The organism is Paenibacillus sp. FSL H7-0323, from assembly GCF_038002725.1.
In the GTDB taxonomy this organism is placed as follows: domain Bacteria; phylum Bacillota; class Bacilli; order Paenibacillales; family Paenibacillaceae; genus Paenibacillus_AQ; species Paenibacillus_AQ odorifer.
The window spans coordinates 1-16,434 of sequence record NZ_JBBODB010000001.1 but is presented as its reverse complement, the minus strand read 5'-3'; the positions used below and the strand labels follow the sequence as shown (position 1 = coordinate 16,434).

Sequence of the window (16,434 nt, the reverse complement as noted above, 5' to 3'; positions counted from 1 at the left end):
TCTCCTTCACATTTTGCCAGTTACAACAGTCAGGTCACCCAGCTGCTGGAAGGCCATATAGACGAAGGGAAGCAGTAAATATAAGGTGAACGTTGCCTGCATCGGCAAGAACCCAAACATTTTACCCAGTGTACTTTTCCTGCTGATGACCTTCTCATAGTGCTCCTTGCGTTGATCCATCGCGAATGCCCTCTCCGCATCCATATCATCAAACGCCTTCTTCACCGGGATCAGATCGGCTGCAACCTGCAAGCGGTCTGCGAGCCGTTCGAGGGGAACGAAACGTGCGTCCTCCTTCAGATTCTCAATGGCACTCCAGCCTCCAGCCTCATAATCCAGCATGCAGCGCAGCAGCTGCCGCTCAAAAATATAGCTGTAACGATGCAGCCACTCTATCATTTCGTACACGCTGATATTCGGAAATTGAGACAGCATCATGGAAAGTGTATTGAAGCCATCCACCTCATTCTGCATTTCCCACTTTCGCAGCTGAGTACGAATGATTAAGTAAGCATCCGGAAGATAAAACCCTGCCACTGCCAGCCCAAAAGCCAGCAAAAGTTCATACCATTTGTAGTACTCCTCATGATATTGCTCTACCCTGTTCATTAACTGTGCAGCATAGGCATTCTGGTTCAAATTGTTCTGAAGGAAAGACTTATTCTCCGCTTTCTCCTGAATGTAGGGCAACATCTGATCCGGTGTAATATCCTTCGCTACCAGTTCTCCAATTAAAGTCTGCTCAAAAGCGTACCGTTCCTCGCTCAGCAGCTTCTGAGATTCTGTCTGATTGCCGCCTGTGGTGATCTGCTTATTGGGATACAGGATGTTATGCTTGATACTGGCATGGATCGAGAATTGAAGCGATACGATCAGCACAAAGATCACGACTGCCGCTAGTGTTTTCTGCAGAAAGAAGGCATGTTGCGACAACCCGGAGTTAGCATCCTTCAATTTGCCGGCTACCTTGAAATGAAGAGGCTCATGTTCTGCCGGCGTGATCCGATCCACCAGTTTGAAAATCCATTTTTTCTTCAGGATCCGATTTAACCACTTACCCTCATCTTTGATAGATTGAGTGTCTTCATCCACACCCTTGAGAATCCGCAAGGCAATAAACGATATTATGAAAGTGATATAAAGTAAGATTAAAGAATATAACCCCCAGGCCGAATTGTAGTAATTAGATACAATAGGAAACATTCCCTCCGCCCAATTGCGGATTGGATCCAGCATGAATACCGGCGAAATGGCTACAAAAACAATACCGTATAACAAACGATCGATTCGCTCACGCCGATTAATATCCATATGAATCTCTTCTCTAATATTGCCAAGCATCGATAGATAAATCGAACGCTCCCCTTTATGGATATCCGCGTCGCCATATTCACCTATTTTGTAACTCACTCCAGCTAGTTGCTTCATATAACGGTTAGGTGCAATCTCATAATATTTCTGCAGTTCATCTTCCGGGTCCACCGCTGCCAGAATTCCAGCAATCTGCCGAGCATGCACGGCTACCATTGGTTTCGACCGTTCCGCAGAATTCTCTAAGCTGACTTGCACCATATGTGACTGATGATATTCATGGCGAATATCCAGAATCATGGACGATTGGTCATATAACATCTGCTTCACTAAACGCCCAATGAAGAGATCGCTAAGGACACCTCCAAGATAAACTGAGACTAGCATAATAGTCGCACGGCTTACCCACGATGAAGTCCAGAGGAATGAACTCAACGAAATGATCAGAATACAAGCAACAATCATTAGCGTCAGCGCAGCCGCACGACTTCTGATCATAATTTCATTGCCTGCATGAACCAAGGTCAGACGCGAGCGCATCCGGTGAAGAAGTTTCTTCACTAATGGCAGTTCATCAAGTACCGGATAAGTTTTATGGGCCTGCTCCAACCATCTTTTTTCCTTAGTTCTCGTTGGCAGCAGAGCCTTTAGCCGCCTTTGCTCTTGATATTGTGTTCCCTTCAATTTACGCTGCACTATATTAAGCAGTACAAGCAGGACAACCAATAGCACTCCTGAGGTTCCCAAAATAATCAACAATAGGTTTTGCAGATTCATGCGGATTGCCCCCAATACTTCTCAAGAAATGCAGTGAATTCTAGTGCATCCTCTTCATCCATATTTTTGCGCATCTCATCGATTTTACGGCTGCTGATCGGATGTTTGGTCACGTATTCTCCGGCTTCCCACACAATGACATCCTTATAATCATAGGAACGTCGATCTGTCATCCGGCCAAAATATTCGGTCACGGTATCCATAAAAGCATCCAGCTTGTCCGTAATATTCTCAGGATCCTTGTAGTTCTGAGGATATTCGAACTGGGGATCTGCCGGGATAATCTCTGTAATCCGTTCGATATATCTTTTCCCAGCACGTAGTACCAGATGAACGTTGAAACCAAGCGCCTCAACAACCTGAACCTCAGCAATTTTCTCATTACTGAAAGCTCCCGATGCGATAAGACTGTTGCGCAAAGCGCTGACCAAATTGGGCAGTGTTTTGCCGTGGTGTGTAAACAATGTATATTCAGAAGCTACCTGGGCTGCCTGAATCACATAACTGACCACGCTATGAGTAGCCGCCTCACCGACGATATTCACAGCGCCATCCGTTTTTTTCTGCACATCCAGCCCATCCTGCCCACTAACGGAGGGGGTTTCTCTAAAGGATAAAATATTTTTACCCGGATACATTTTTCTCGCCCAGATCTCGAAGGAAGTCTCCTGAATCCGGATATTCTTCGCATCAATATATTTGATCAGTGCCTTAAGCAGCGTTGTTTTCCCCGAGCCCTGTCTGCCAGTGATGGCGGTGACCTGATGGCCCAAGATGAGAAAAATAAGCATATCAATCGCAAGCTGTGCCCCTTGATCTTGGATCTGCTGATCCAATTCCACGAGCGAATCGTTAAATTTTCGGACAAAAAAAGCCCAGCTTTCAGCCATTTTGGGCCGCACAACCACGACCCGGCTACCATCAGCCATATCGTTGATGATATAACCCTTGGATTCATTTAATTGCCCAGGATTACCAAACCCATAGATATTTTGGCAAACCCGCTTAAGCTCCTTCTCAGAACCAAAACTTAAGAATTCCAGGTGAAGCGACTTTCCGCGGTAGAACGTCCACACCGCATCATAGGATTGTGGAATAAAATGCTGCTGCTTCGTATATTCCAGAAAATCTGTAGTCTGCACGACATCAGGAGGCATGCCACTTGTTCCTCCATTAACTCCGTCAATGTTCTGATCTCGAAGCTCATCAATAACGCCGAGCCCCTTATAAATTTGATAAGCTCTCTGAACAATAATTTCAATCTTGTCCTGGATGGACAATCTCGGCTGCTCTGACTGATAGATATGGCGAATCTGTTCTTCGGTGATCTTATACCCCTTAGATCCATCAGGCAGCTTTTGCAATGTGTCCAGGATATATTTGCTTACTATTACATTAAATGCATTCTGACCATGATCTTTTTTGAAAACATAAAGCAAGATATCGAAGCAATCCTGTGAAGTCAATCGATTCGTATGGCCGAAGCTGATAATCTTATCTACATTTCCTTCATCCAGACCGTAGGTCTGAACTAATAGATCCTTCATATAAAGCTTCACATATTTCTTAGCGGAAAGATCACCGTGCATGCAACTTCGGAGCGCTTTCTGCAATTCCCTTCTCCGCGCCTTCCGACGGTTGTATTCCTCCTCACTTGGGCTACCTTCATAAAGAGACGCCGCTATAATCTCCTCAAAAGCCCTTCTCAGAAACTGCACGATTTCATTCATATCATATTTCAGTTGGACGGAAGGTGGAGCAGCATCCTTACGTCTGCCCAGCCATAAGTACAGGAACACTCCAATAGCTATCAGGACTACAAAGATCAGAATCAGATTAATCATTCGCAGCATCCACTTCCGATACTGGAGAAATCTCCAGCATCCGGAGAATAAGCTGTCCCATATGTCGTACCGCCTCAGTGAAGTTTCCGTCCTCACTAAACTCCAGAAAACGGGATTTAGCTTCTCTTGCCTTCAATAGAAACTGAACAAAACGCCGTTCATTTTGAGCATCCATATAACCAATATGATGCGGGATAACACCTACTGCTTTTTTCTTCAATTCATACAGCTTAATAATTCTCTCTTTATTGAACCTGGAACTGCGCTCATAAGCCCCAATACAATAGAGGACTGACTTATGACTCGGCACAGGAGCTTTGTTTTTGTTCAAAAAATAGGAATCCAGACTTACCTGATTCTGATTTAGGTTAACCACAATCAAATCTGCCTGTTCCATAACCAGAGATACGACCTCCGGATCATCTTCGGAGGAGAGGTCCACAAATAACAAATCATAAAACCTGCGATAATCCTTGAAGATATGCGGAAGCAAGAGCTTTGTCTCATGTTTCTCAGCACTCATAGATCCACTAAGCAGTTCCAACCGATCTTTAAGAATGGACTCCGCATGATCTCTAATTCCTTCAGGTGTAAGCATTCCACACTGCACTAATCTCTCAATCGCATCCATTCCACCTGTGGTCTTCGCAGATTGAAGCGTTGTTCTTGTCTGTGAGAACAAATGCTCAAGCACACCTTGCTCCAAATGCGTATGTGTCATTAACACGCGGATGTGATGATCTAGCGCTATGGTAGCCGCAACAGCTGCCATATTCGAAGTTGTTCTCCCCTGCCCTTGAGCAGGTCCCCAGAAAGCCACTAGCACAATTACCTACCCCCGTTTCCTTGCATACTGCCACAGCTTCTTGATGTCTTGCTTTGGAACATCGCAAATTTCAATCAAAAAGTCATTTACAGCTTCGGCAAAATCCTTATCTACCTTAAGATCCACCCTTCCATCATGGACCCAATTAATTCTTCGCTCCGGACTACTGATGTAACTGATTTTCGAAGTAATCACTGGATAATATTTATCCACATACTTCAGCCCAAGTCCGCATTCTTCTTCTATGACAAGCAGTACAGTAGGCATCCGTTTCTGATCCAGCAACTTATCTACGTTCTCCATAGACTGACGGTCATAGGTAGTCGCGAAGACAATAATCTCCTCCTTAAGACCCTCAGGATACCCATGATGCCAGTCATACAGAACGATATCCGGTTTGTCAGCTACGGTTGAATCTGCAATCTTTATACCAGACACTTCGCCTTCAAAATACTGATAATTCCTGCTGTTATCCGAAATAATCATGACATCGTTGTTGAAATAACTTCTCAACAGAATAGCCGCTGCCAGTATGAAATCATGCTTCTCGCAATCCCCTGCAACAACAATGTGCAAATCGGTCACTCTCCTTCCAGCAGACTGTCATCTGTGGCTGCTTCTTTATTCGTCACACCCGTTGAACTCTGGTCTGCACTTGAATCGATCGGCGCTTGATTGGTCCGATCTATCACTCCGTTCACGGATTGGCTGTCATCAACTTTTGCAGCCTCCTCTGCTGCCGCCGCTCCCTGCACAGCCTTTCTCTGGATCACACCACTGCCGCTTGGTGCCTGTGCTCCCACACGAATTCTATCTTCATCCTCCATAACTTCGAGACGTTTCTCCAGTTCCTTACGAAGATTGGCAGCAAGACTCCACTTGGCCTGATCTATAATGAAAGGATTATCCTTAATTACTCCAAGTACATCCAGATTAGGGACATAATTGACTACAGGTTCAGGCTGAAGCTCCGGTTCTACGTACTGTTTCATATACAGCTCTGCGTTATTTATGTATGCATCCACCAGGGCAGCTTGCAGGAGCTGTGCTTCTTCTTCATTGTCATTAAAAAATGTATATTGATTCGCTAAATCTACGTCCTTCAGCGACTTCTTTCCTACTACTATGTAATCCTCGCCATTTGGAAAAACTATCCGAATATCTACGACATCTTTTTTCGTTAACCGAAGCGGCAGTTTAATATATTCAGTCTCTTCTTTTCGTTCTGAAGGCTCCAATCTCGCTTCATCACGTATCATTTCAGTAGTTACCGCTGTGCCTGATAATGCATCAATCTTCAAGTACTTACCAACAATTGCTTTAGACTCGCTGATCAGATTATCCGGTGAGGAGAATTTGGGTAGCTTCTCTTCCATTACATCCTCAGCAGTAATCACCTCTCCAGCTAGCTTTGGAGATATCAATACATAGGCTGTCTGGGATTGGTCCATATAGCGCTGCAAGACTTCATCTTTATCATTCAGCTGTTCTTCGTAAGCTGCCCGCTCATCGATCAGCTTAGCGTTATAATGGCGATAAGTTGCAAACCATACCCCGGATGTGGCAACGGCAACAAGACAACCTGATAGGATCGTATATCTCAGTATTTTTTTCCGCTTACGTATTGCCACTTCAAGACCTCATTTCCATCCCTATTTAATTTTCCCTGTAGATTTTGCGGCTGCGGCCGCCACTGCCGCTGCTGCCCGTTCGGAGGCTTGTCTTTCAGCTTCCTTAATTCTGGCTGCCTCTGCTCTCTCTTCCTCCACCTGCAATTTATCTGCATAGTTCATCATATTTGCTTCAATTTGGGCTATGGCAGCTTTAAATTCGTTCATTTTCTTAATCCATTCCTCACAATGCTGCTTAAACTCTTCCCCACCCAAATCTACCCAATAACCAGACACTCCTGTGATTGCCGCTCTCATCTTATCGCTGCACTCCTGGGCAGGGGAGAGAAGTCGATGGCAATCAAAAGCAATGCCCCTAACCATACCTGAATTCATACCCAGCCTCCTGATTTATAATTACCGGCTCTCCGGAACGAATGAAAATCCTATGCCTATTAATAACAAGGTCACAAACAAGACCATCCCAACAATTCCCCAGAGCAACGTTTGCTTGCGAAAGAGCTTTTTCTGAACGGTCAGCAGCTTCATTACCCATTCAACAGCCGCTTTATCTGGATACAAAGGATCTTGATGTGCAGGCATCAGAGTCGTTTGAATTTCTGCAAAATCCTTTTTCAACATTTGTAATACTTCCTGATGTCCATTTTCCAGCAGTAACCTGCACCGCTTGCGCTCATAAGGATTAAGGGTGTTCAGCTTCTCTTTCAGCAGTTCATACTTCCACATAGCCCCGTTGCCTATCAAAATAGGAATTTGCGAGTTCCACCACAGCTCGAGTCCGCTGGTGCCCTTCCGCTCCCGATGGATATCTACCCATAGAATGATATGCGTGAACTCACTGGCCAAAAGCTCCGAAATATCCCACGAATACCCTCTGCGGTAGAAAGTGACTCCTTCATATTCGAACATGGTAGAAACCGAATCTTCTTTCTCCCCCTTAAAAACAATCTGTTCAAGCGAACTGATTTCGGGCCTGTCATCTCCGCATACCAGAGGCTTCCAGCCCAGTTCTGCCAGACCCGCAGCCAGCAGAAATGCCGCCGCACCTACATCTTCTTCCCCTCCGACACCACAAACTCCGATGACAAGTGGTACATTGCTGCCCAGAATTCTCGTACTTGCTGCTGGCATCGACTCTTCTTCTACCGGAATAGATTGTTCCAGACTCTCCAGCGTTTCCGCTTCGGCTAATGACGGGGTCTCCTTTCTGGCCGGAGGCCCCAGTCTAGGCGGGGTTGATCCTGCTGAAGAGCGAGGAGCAACGGAAGGTCTCCTGTTGGCGGCATCTGCTACAGTTCTGGAACCGGCCGCCACTGGCTGTGGACGGGTAAGCGACTCCACCGGTCTCGGAGGAGCAGACGGTGCCTCTTCCACTGCCGCGTCAGAAGCTGCTCTTGATGATGAGCCTTTAAACGATGCAAAAGGGCCTTTCTTTTTCCCCAGGATATGATAATAATCCCTTGTAGTTTTTTTCTCTTTGATCCAGTTTAGAAGATCATCGCCCTGGAATTCCGTAGTGAACTGAAGATCATGTATATTCATATTTACAAGGGTCCGTATAAATTCAATATCCGTTTGCAGCACCGGGTCTAACTGAACAATCAGCCGCGTATGTTTAAGATATTTGCGGATCAGTGTCATGAAACTGATAATATCCGCAGCCTTGACCGGTGTGCCCAGACCCGCGCCGCCCTCCATAATTACAATGGATGAAGGATCAACTTCCTTGCTACTGAAACCACTTATAAAACTATGTAATGTAGAATGTTTACCGGAAATTACATAACCCTCATGTTCCAGCGACCTGGATAGCAGCATTATAAGTTCAGGCGAGCAGACTAAGTGTACGCTTTTCATAGGAATCCTCCTTTACGATCTCCCAGCTCAATAGGGTAAAATACGAACTATGGCTCCGTCCCCTTGTATAATCTCTGCGAGAACAGCATGCGGCCCCAACTCCATCCATTCTTCGCCCGTACGGCTGGCTTCACATTTAAATTCCCAGTTATCCGGAAGCCAGTTGGCTTGCTTAAGTAGCTCGATACATTGCCCTGTAGAAATAGAAAGAGAGACTTCCAAATCCAAATACTTCTCTCTTTCACCTTTAAATACAAAAGTAGTCAGTGCAGTTGACATAGTCTGATCCCCCAGATTTGTTAAGCTTCTTGCAGCCAATTACATAACTCATTAACTACTGCAGGCAAGGATTGCGTGGTTTGACTGACGTCTTCTTCCACCCCACGCAGCAGCCACATTTGTTCTTCATGAATCAACAGGTTCAGTTCGCGAATCACCTGTGCCTCCTCAGTAATGCATTGGATTTCTGCCAAGGAAGTTATGAATGCACCTGCTTGAAGAGATTTCCCCATCCACGTTTCAAGATCTACTTCTTTATTTATCGCTTTTTGTAATTTTTCTTTATCGCTCAATTCCCACACTAAAGGGATTCTTTCAATCACCTGATACATCAGCTCATGTAGTGCATAAATCTCCTGAAGCTTATAGGTGTTACTTTCCGGCTGATGCTCAAGTTCAAACCAAACTTCATCCTGAACAAAATAGAAGACCTTGCAAGTCTGCTGATTTGTATGCATAAGCTGGCAATAATAAGATTTGCAACTGGATGCAACAGCGATACCTCTATGAAGCACTTCATTCACTTTGGCGAGCCCCACAAAATCAACCTCTAAATATCCCTTCACTTCCAGCGACCTCATCTGTGTATCCATTAGGGAGCGTAAATTGCGCTCCGATTCACCTTTAAGATCGATTTCCAGACCTGGAAAACTGGTTCCTCCTATTAAAGCAGTTAAATAGATAATTTCTAAAGGATGCAATTCAAATATTTCACGAGCCGGCTTCATCGCTTTCTTCACCTGCTTATCTATAGTTCTGTAATCATTTTGAGGCGTGAAATGGATCCCTCTGTTAGCAGCATCGCTTCAGTATTGTCCAACACCTCGTTCAGCTCATGGTATTCCAAACCCTCGAGTAGTGGTGCATAAGACAAATGATCGTTGGGTCTTCCATCGGACAACAATGCATGTCCACTGTTAATCAGTTCACCCGCAAAATCAGTGACCAAATGCATTTGATTCAGTTCAAACGAATCGCTGCCGACCAGCAGCATTACACCAAGTCCACCTCCAAACCTTGCTATCCGCTCCAAATGATCCAGTGAATCATTCTCCATCAGATCAAAAGCAGACTTAAGATGAGGAATTACAATGACAAGAAGCGGGTACTTAGACAGAATATACTCAGCCTCGTCAAATTCTTCACGATTTTGGGCATCTGCAAAAGCTTGCCGGGCATCATTTTTCCTTAGTTGCAGCTGATCCACCAAGGATTGTGTGAGCTGTAAAAACTCTTCAGCTGTACTCATATAGCGCGTAATCGTTGAACTAGCTTTCAGGCTCGGTATACTGACAGCACCACTGTCAAACAGATGGAATTCCATGTTTATTTCGCCTGCCGATTTATCAAGAGCTTGTATTAAGGCGTTAAATCTAAAGTCCACATGCTTTTGAGTAGTATAAGACACTACAAAATTGCTAACCTGCTTTACATTAATCTCTACCGGAAGTGTAGTATCCCAATCCAGCCCGAGCGGTACCAGATAATTGCCCTGCGGTTGTTCCTTAGGCACACGTTCCAAAAGCTCTGCCAGTGAAAGCTTGTCCGGGATCACTGAAATCCCCATAGGGTTATTCACTCCTGCCACTGCTTTCATCTCCGAACTAATCCGGCGGAGAGAGGCAGCAATCTGATCATCCGAGCTTCCATCCACAGGAAGTGCGGTATGAAATTCCAGAATCCGGTTATCTTTGAGCAGTCCGCGGCCTACGGTATTCGTTGGCTCCATCCCTTCTGTTCTGCCCAGAATACTGGAATAATCCAATCTATCAGACATTTGATATACTAGAGCCTGCTTAATATTCTGGCTGATTCGGTAAGGATAAGAGTTTACAGCATTGGCAGCGAACACGAAGTATATCCCGTAATTACCGCCTTCACGCACCAACTTGGAAAGCTCTAAGATAAAGTCATCATATGCTTCTGAGAATCCTGTGTAATTATCGAGCAGAATAACAATGTAAGGAACCTTCTCTCCAGTGGCCGCACTGTAAGAGACCAAATTGCTGATTCCAAGCTGAGAAAACTTACGTTTGCGTTCATCCAGTTGGGACAACAACCAACTGATCAGTTTTCCAAGCTTCTGTTCATCCTCTGGAAAAATAATATCCCCTACATGTGGAAGCTCGTGGAATACTCCCAAGGTACGTGTACCAAAATCCAATATATAGAAATGAACGTAATCAGGTTCATATTTCAAGGCGAGGGACATGATAATTGTCTTTAACAGTGTTGTCTTACCACTGCTCGGTGCTCCATAAACCAGTAAATGTCCGTCCTGATTAAAATTAATATCCAGATTGTATTGCTCCTGATCTGACGGATTATCAATTCGTCCAACGGTGGCAATAAGATTCTGATCTGGCTGCTTCCATGATTGCCCATCCCAGATCTGATTCTGATCCATAACATCTGCTAAAGTCATGGTCTCCGGAAGTGGAGGCAGCCACAGCTGAAAGGCCTCTCCGATCGATTGCTCAGCAGAAATGGCAGCTATATGATTAACCACAGCCTGCAGCTCACTCAGTTTTGAGACATCATCACTGTTTTTCCCCTTCGGAATCAGGGCTCTGCGTTCACCACTTAGTGAAACGATATCCATCTTGGGACTTCCATCCTGATCTGTCTCCCCAGCTTGATAAGGCGCTCCGCTCCAGGAGGATTGGAACAAAGTGAATACTTCATTATTACCAACTTGCAAATACCCACGGCCTTTTTCTTTGATCTCTGCTGCCTCCGTGCGTTTTAGCATCTCCTGACTATCCGAAGGTGTCTGGACCTTCAGGCATAATTTGAATCTGGAGTTACTCCAGATCTGGTCATCAACTACGCCAGAAGGTTTTTGTGTTGCCAATATTAAGTGAATCCCCAAGCTTCTTCCGACCCGTGCCGCACTGACCAGCTCTTTCATAAATTCCGGTTGATCTGATTTAAGTTCTGCGAACTCATCCACCACTATGATCAAATGCGGCAAGGGAAGGTTAACTTCCTTATTGCGGTAAAGAACGATGTAATTATCAATGCTGGTCACTCCGGCTTCACTGAACAGTCGCTGTCTCCGCAAAAGCTCACTTTTGATGGAGGCAAGAGCCCGATTGATCTGATTACCACCAAGATTGGTGATTGTTCCCACCAGATGTGGAAGCCCAAGAAAAGCGTTAGCCATCCCTCCACCCTTATAGTCAATCAGTACAAAAGCAATCTCATGCGGATGATAATTTACCGCCAGACCCAAAAGTAGGGACTGAAGCAGCTCACTTTTCCCCGATCCGGTGGTGCCGGCTACTAGACCATGTGGGCCATAGCTTTTTTCGTGCATATCGAACAAAAGAAATTTACCACCTGCCCCGAGCCCCAGAGGAATGGACATGGTACGGTTAGCCTGGTTTTTTGACCAGCGCTCCATTACGTTTAGAGACTCTACCTGCTCAACCTCAAAGCTCTCCAGAAAAGTAACCATTGGCGGGATATAGCTGTTATTTTGACCTTCTTTAATTCTGAGCGGAGACAAAGAACGGGCAAAAAACTCCGAATTTTTTTTATCCAGAGAATCGGCAGAAAAATAATCAGCTAAATGACTTAACAGCTGATTAGTATCTTTGCGAACCATCCCCTTACCGCCCTTAATTTCCAGAATAGCCTGGCAATTCAGCGGCAGCGCAACATCAATCTTCTCTGATGTAAAAATGCTGGTCACTCCAAGTGAAGCATTGCCCGAGAGCAAATACTTCATCATATCCGTGCTGTCCCACAGTTCAGGAGCAAAAACCAGAAAAACATAATGTGGGGCCTGCATTGGCTGTAGTCCATAACCATTCTTGCTGTTTTCTTCTCTTTTTCTAAGCTCCGGAAGTAATTCATCCGCAATATTAGAGGCATCAAAGGATGTTGTAGCCAAACTTCTTTGGCTTCGATCTTTATTCCATGTATGGGGCAGCCATTTTAACCATTCCCAGTGTTCCAGATCATCAGGCTGCATCACGCATATTACCCTTACATCATCGTACCCTTGGTGTGTTGTTAAATGCACCAGGACAGCATTGAGGAAATCACGAACCTCCTGCTGTTTGCCGTATATTCCGAGCGTATTAATATTCCTTAACGGTATGTAGACTGGAATGTCTCGTACAAAATACATCTCTTCGCATATTTTACTGGCGATTTCTTCAAGTGGGTTGTCGTCATCAATTGCTTTCGCTTTTGAGCTATATGTTGGCACCAGAGCAATCGGCTGGATTCCAGCACCAACCCGGAGATTCAGAAAATCATCTTCAATTCCTGTTTTTTCCCACAGCTGCTTGCTTCTCCCCCGTACGATTTCAACACAAGATTGAATACTTGGATGGATATATGTATAGGCTTCTCGCTGCGTACTCGCGGCACTTTGTAAATCATTACGAACCTGAAATAAGTAGTTGAGATATTTCTTTTCAAGTTTTTTGTTCTGTTCATGATGTTTTTTCACACTAGATTTATAATTTAAAATTGAAACCATGACCGTCAGAAGAGTCATACCCATGGTTGATATCAGCATGGTAAATGACCTGGTCAATGTTGACATAAATATAGAGATGACTAACATCCCGATGGGGGGGACTATAATCGTCAACCATGAGAAGGTTGGTTTTCCCGATGGCCGGGCAGGATCCTCCAAAACCAATTCACCTTCCGGGTAATTTGGTTTAATTCGAGGGGTTCTTTGTACCTGATTGGTTAGCATTTCTTGAGCACTCATCTTTTTCATCACCACTGGATAGGAATTTTGGATTAACAAGAATCATTAGTGTAAATTTTAAATAAAATATAAATTTTTTTCCATTTCAGGATATACATACTGCATTATCGGTTTGAAGACTGAATAGTTTATATTTTCCATAACATTTTTTGCTAAAATGGTTCAAAGATCCCCAATAAATAACCATTATTTTCATAACAGTAAAATTACTAGTGTATATAGATCCAGTTCTAAGGTCACCTCATCGTACTTTTCTTTTAGTTCAATTTAAGACATTTGGCACATTTACTTTTTCAAGGTTGTTCATTACTCCTATCCACTTCCATTGCTAAATAGAAGATTTCAAAGCTTTACTTTGAAATCAACATTCCATAATAGATCCTATGAATCAGAATATTTCTATCAAATTGAAGGAAACTTATGTTCTTAGAAGGAATTTAACTTGGGAGAGAACCAGGAAGTTGCTGCTGACTCTAACTATTTCTCAAAACAAATAAGCAACCTCATAAGAGGCTGCTTGGTTTCAATAGTTTGACTACGATTTGTTATGTATGCTCTAATATAAATGAAGGGTGGAGCTGCATGTTATCATTTTTACTAACTTTAAAACGTTTATTCTCGGGCTTATGGAAAGCGCTCAAACGTAAAAATTTCCAAGCATTATTCTTATTAGTTTTGATGACGCTGTTGTCCGGAACCATTTTTTATGTCAAACAGGAAGGTTTGTCTGTCCTGGATGCTATTTATTTCTGCGTTGCAACGCTTAGTACATTAGGTCATCCAACATTTGTTCCCCAGACAGCACTCGGAAAAATATTTACGATCGTTTACATTATTGCAGGCACAGGGTTGTTCTTGGGAATGATCGGGTATATCGCTTATGAACTGATCAAACAAACCGATAAAGATAACAATTAAATAATGAAATCCAAACTCATGACAGTATTAAGAGCCTTGTTAGCCGAAGCTATTGAGGCTCTTTTTTTAAAAATAATCGCTTATATACTAGTCCATAAATCACTAATATTATAGTTTTAATTGCATTTGAATAATCTGCTGAGCCAACTGATTCACTTTAATGGGTTTTAGATCCTTATTGAAAAGACCTACGGCTTGTACAAAAGGAACCATGACAACCGCATCAGCACGATCCCCGTAAACCAGACTTGGTTTTACAATTCTGATGTTTTTGCTGCTTGTAAGGGCGATATGCTCTCCTCTATGCTTGGATTCAAGAAATGGTTTATTTTTAAAGGGCATTCCCATCCGTCCTGAAATATAACATCCATTGGGTATGTTCAACCTACTCATAAGCTCAACCATAATTTTTACCGGCTCAGCATTTAGCTTTTCGAAATCCTCCTTGCTGTTTGCTGTAGCAGTGCCGACCAAATCAACGACGGCATCCGCTTGTTGAGGTAACTTACTAATGTAAGAATCGATATCAAAAATATCGACAGACATCCATTTTATCCGATTGTGATTAACGAGGCTCGGTAATAACTTTCCAGGCTTTCCGTTTCGGGATACGCTGATGATCTGCACCTTAGGATCTTTTCTTAACCATTCTTCCGACAAATGTGTTCCAATATAACCACTTCCACCTAACAAAATCACATTTTTCATCTCATATCACCCTTCATCATCATTTATAGTTTTAGGATCTGATTCTGCAGAATCCTTGATATACTCATCGATATGGTCAAACAGCCTTTTGAGTCTGAAAATATCACTTTTAAGTACATCCAAATAATAATAATTTTTGGTGCCTTCCTGATCAAAACCAATCAAATTAGCCTCTTTTAATACCTTCAAATGATGAGATACGGCTGGACGGGATAAATTGGTCCTTTGTGTCAGCTCACCAACTCTGATTCCTTTTTCGCAATCACTTTCACCTTCAATCAAAGCAATGATGATGGATTGACGTGTCTCATCTCCAATGGCTGCAAGAGCTTTACTGCATTCACCAAATTCTTCAGCCAGATTTTTTAAGCGTTCTTGTCTGTCCATAGGCTGCCTCCTTAGGTTTAATAGTTTAATCATATGAACTATTGTATATTAATTTTCGAGCAATAATTCATCGGTAAAGAAAATCGAGACCATTAATATTCATCTCTGGCGATCCTCAAATAAATAAAAAAGACCGTCTCTATTAGAGCGGTCGAAAATTTTAGAGCAAATTTGTAATAGATAAATTCACTCAAAAGAATTGCCCCCTATTACTTCATGGTGTAAAATATACTTTCGTTTAATTTGATAAAGGGGGCTTTAAATTTTAATGACTTTATTTCTTACATACGTTTTGCTCGGCTTTTCCATCGCTCTACCTGTAGGTACCATTACCATTGAAATGACCAAACAAGGCTTAAAAAATGGCTTTATGCATGGTTGGATTGTTGGCCTCGGGGGAATGACTATCGACCTCTTCCTAATTCTAGGCTTATACCTGGGTCTAGCCTCTATTCTTTCCATGCCTATCATACAAGTAATCATGTGGTTAGTTGGAGCTCTCTTCCTATGCTACGTTGGATATGACAGCATCAAGAATGCAGATCATGATATTTCCCTTGGAGGAGAGAAGACGTCCAAATCGCTGTTCTCTTCTTACAAAAATGGTTTGCTAGTGGCGATCTCACCAGGAAACCTGGTATTTTGGGTTAGTGTCTTTGGTACCGTATTGTCCGACTCCTTTGACCGTACTAATACGGGCAGCTTTTTGCTAGTGGGATTAGGTATCCTGATTGGTATCCTGCTCCATGATATTGGCCTGATGACGATTGTATCCACCACACGAAAAGCAATGAACCGGACGGCTATTAAATGGGTGACTATCAGCGCAGGTGTTGTATTAATCGGCTTTGGCGGTTATTTCTTCTATCAATTCCTGCGGAGCCTCCATATTTTTTAACGTAAAAAAGCCGTTCTCTTTTAAAAGAGAACGGCTTTAAATGTCTTTTTCACAGAAATCCTTAGAACACCCGCTTCTGATTCCGATCATCAATAATAATCTGCACCGCTTCCTTAAACCGTAATGCATGCACAATCTCCCGCTCCCGCAGGAACTTAAGGCTATCCTGCAGATCCACGTCATCCGTCATGTCAATCAGCCACTGATATGTAGCCCGGGCTTTTTCCTCAGCCGCAATGTCTTCATAAAGGTCTGCCAGCGGA

At 43.4% G+C, this 16,434-nt stretch carries 15 protein-coding genes; 2 read left to right on the top strand and 13 right to left on the bottom strand.

The window, feature by feature from the left end; genetic code table 11:
• Positions 1 to 6: 6 nt before the first annotated feature.
• From MHH89_RS00075 to essC, 10 genes are read right to left on the bottom strand one after another with little or no spacing between them, the layout of a single operon-like run.
• On the bottom strand, positions 7 to 2,088 hold the full coding sequence (locus MHH89_RS00075; RefSeq protein WP_076309115.1) for a hypothetical protein: 2,082 nt from the start codon (positions 2,086 to 2,088) through the stop codon (positions 7 to 9).
• Positions 2,085 to 3,932 carry an ATPase, T2SS/T4P/T4SS family gene (locus MHH89_RS00070; RefSeq protein WP_341085965.1) on the bottom strand — a complete coding sequence of 616 codons (1,848 nt, stop codon included), beginning with the start codon at positions 3,930 to 3,932 and terminating at the stop codon, positions 2,085 to 2,087. The genes MHH89_RS00075 and MHH89_RS00070 overlap by 4 nt, the downstream gene beginning before the upstream one ends.
• Positions 3,925 to 4,758, bottom strand: a complete 834-nt coding sequence (locus MHH89_RS00065; protein ID WP_076219077.1) for a hypothetical protein — start codon at positions 4,756 to 4,758, stop codon at positions 3,925 to 3,927. The genes MHH89_RS00070 and MHH89_RS00065 overlap by 8 nt, the downstream gene beginning before the upstream one ends.
• Positions 4,759 to 4,764: 6 nt before the next feature.
• Entirely contained in the window at positions 4,765 to 5,334 is a 570-nt protein-coding gene (locus tag MHH89_RS00060; RefSeq protein ID WP_076303953.1) for a hypothetical protein, read from the bottom strand.
• Between the two features lie 5 nt (positions 5,335 to 5,339).
• Entirely contained in the window at positions 5,340 to 6,389 is a 1,050-nt protein-coding gene (locus tag MHH89_RS00055; RefSeq protein WP_076219075.1) for an SAF domain-containing protein, read from the bottom strand.
• Between the two features lie 21 nt (positions 6,390 to 6,410).
• A complete protein-coding gene (locus MHH89_RS00050; protein WP_341085964.1) occupies positions 6,411 to 6,764 on the bottom strand; it encodes a hypothetical protein in 354 nt (117 codons plus the stop codon).
• Positions 6,765 to 6,785: 21 nt separating this feature from the next.
• Positions 6,786 to 8,246: a hypothetical protein gene (locus MHH89_RS00045; protein ID WP_341085963.1), complete on the bottom strand. Its 1,461-nt coding sequence runs from the start codon at positions 8,244 to 8,246 to the stop codon at positions 6,786 to 6,788.
• A 27-nt stretch (positions 8,247 to 8,273) separates the two neighbouring features.
• Positions 8,274 to 8,525, bottom strand: a complete 252-nt coding sequence (locus tag MHH89_RS00040) for a hypothetical protein (RefSeq protein WP_076104573.1) — start codon at positions 8,523 to 8,525, stop codon at positions 8,274 to 8,276.
• Between the two features lie 20 nt (positions 8,526 to 8,545).
• Complete coding sequence (locus MHH89_RS00035) at positions 8,546 to 9,253, bottom strand: hypothetical protein (protein ID WP_076219072.1); 708 nt, start codon at positions 9,251 to 9,253, stop codon at positions 8,546 to 8,548.
• A gap of 20 nt (positions 9,254 to 9,273) precedes the next feature.
• Positions 9,274 to 13,260: a type VII secretion protein EssC gene (gene essC / locus MHH89_RS00030; RefSeq protein ID WP_076309112.1), complete on the bottom strand. Its 3,987-nt coding sequence runs from the start codon at positions 13,258 to 13,260 to the stop codon at positions 9,274 to 9,276.
• A gap of 582 nt (positions 13,261 to 13,842) precedes the next feature.
• Here essC and MHH89_RS00025 point away from each other — a divergent pair.
• Positions 13,843 to 14,178: a potassium channel family protein gene (locus MHH89_RS00025; protein ID WP_076124810.1), complete on the top strand. Its 336-nt coding sequence runs from the start codon at positions 13,843 to 13,845 to the stop codon at positions 14,176 to 14,178.
• A gap of 108 nt (positions 14,179 to 14,286) precedes the next feature.
• On the opposite strand, the gene MHH89_RS00020 is transcribed toward MHH89_RS00025, so the two are convergent.
• Entirely contained in the window at positions 14,287 to 14,886 is a 600-nt protein-coding gene (locus MHH89_RS00020; protein ID WP_076310633.1) for an NAD-dependent epimerase/dehydratase family protein, read from the bottom strand.
• 6 nt (positions 14,887 to 14,892) lie between these two features.
• The gene (locus MHH89_RS00015) at positions 14,893 to 15,273 is read right to left on the bottom strand and encodes an ArsR/SmtB family transcription factor (RefSeq protein ID WP_076219043.1); all 381 of its coding nucleotides are present in this window, start codon (positions 15,271 to 15,273) and stop codon (positions 14,893 to 14,895) included.
• A 268-nt stretch (positions 15,274 to 15,541) separates the two neighbouring features.
• On the opposite strand from MHH89_RS00015, the gene MHH89_RS00010 reads away from it, so the two are divergent.
• Entirely contained in the window at positions 15,542 to 16,171 is a 630-nt protein-coding gene (locus MHH89_RS00010) for a LysE family translocator (RefSeq protein WP_076187101.1), read from the top strand.
• Between the two features lie 61 nt (positions 16,172 to 16,232).
• On the opposite strand, the gene MHH89_RS00005 is transcribed toward MHH89_RS00010, so the two are convergent.
• The coding region (locus MHH89_RS00005; RefSeq protein ID WP_341085960.1) for a manganese catalase family protein at positions 16,233 to 16,434 on the bottom strand (202 nt) is incomplete at its 5' end.

Coding starts and splice junctions, on each gene's coding strand:
- MHH89_RS00075 (WP_076309115.1), bottom strand. CDS start 2,088: ATGAATCTGCAAAACCTATTGTTGATTATTTTGGGAACCTCAGGAGTG.
- MHH89_RS00070 (WP_341085965.1), bottom strand. CDS start 3,932: ATGATTAATCTGATTCTGATCTTTGTAGTCCTGATAGCTATTGGAGTG.
- MHH89_RS00050 (WP_341085964.1), bottom strand. CDS start 6,764: ATGAATTCAGGTATGGTTAGGGGCATTGCTTTTGATTGCCATCGACTT.
- MHH89_RS00045 (WP_341085963.1), bottom strand. CDS start 8,246: ATGAAAAGCGTACACTTAGTCTGCTCGCCTGAACTTATAATGCTGCTA.
- MHH89_RS00040 (WP_076104573.1), bottom strand. CDS start 8,525: ATGTCAACTGCACTGACTACTTTTGTATTTAAAGGTGAAAGAGAGAAG.
- MHH89_RS00035 (WP_076219072.1), bottom strand. CDS start 9,253: ATGAAGCCGGCTCGTGAAATATTTGAATTGCATCCTTTAGAAATTATC.
- essC (WP_076309112.1), bottom strand. CDS start 13,260: ATGAGTGCTCAAGAAATGCTAACCAATCAGGTACAAAGAACCCCTCGA.
- MHH89_RS00025 (WP_076124810.1), top strand. CDS start 13,843: ATGTTATCATTTTTACTAACTTTAAAACGTTTATTCTCGGGCTTATGG.
- MHH89_RS00020 (WP_076310633.1), bottom strand. CDS start 14,886: ATGAAAAATGTGATTTTGTTAGGTGGAAGTGGTTATATTGGAACACAT.
- MHH89_RS00015 (WP_076219043.1), bottom strand. CDS start 15,273: ATGGACAGACAAGAACGCTTAAAAAATCTGGCTGAAGAATTTGGTGAA.
- MHH89_RS00010 (WP_076187101.1), top strand. CDS start 15,542: ATGACTTTATTTCTTACATACGTTTTGCTCGGCTTTTCCATCGCTCTA.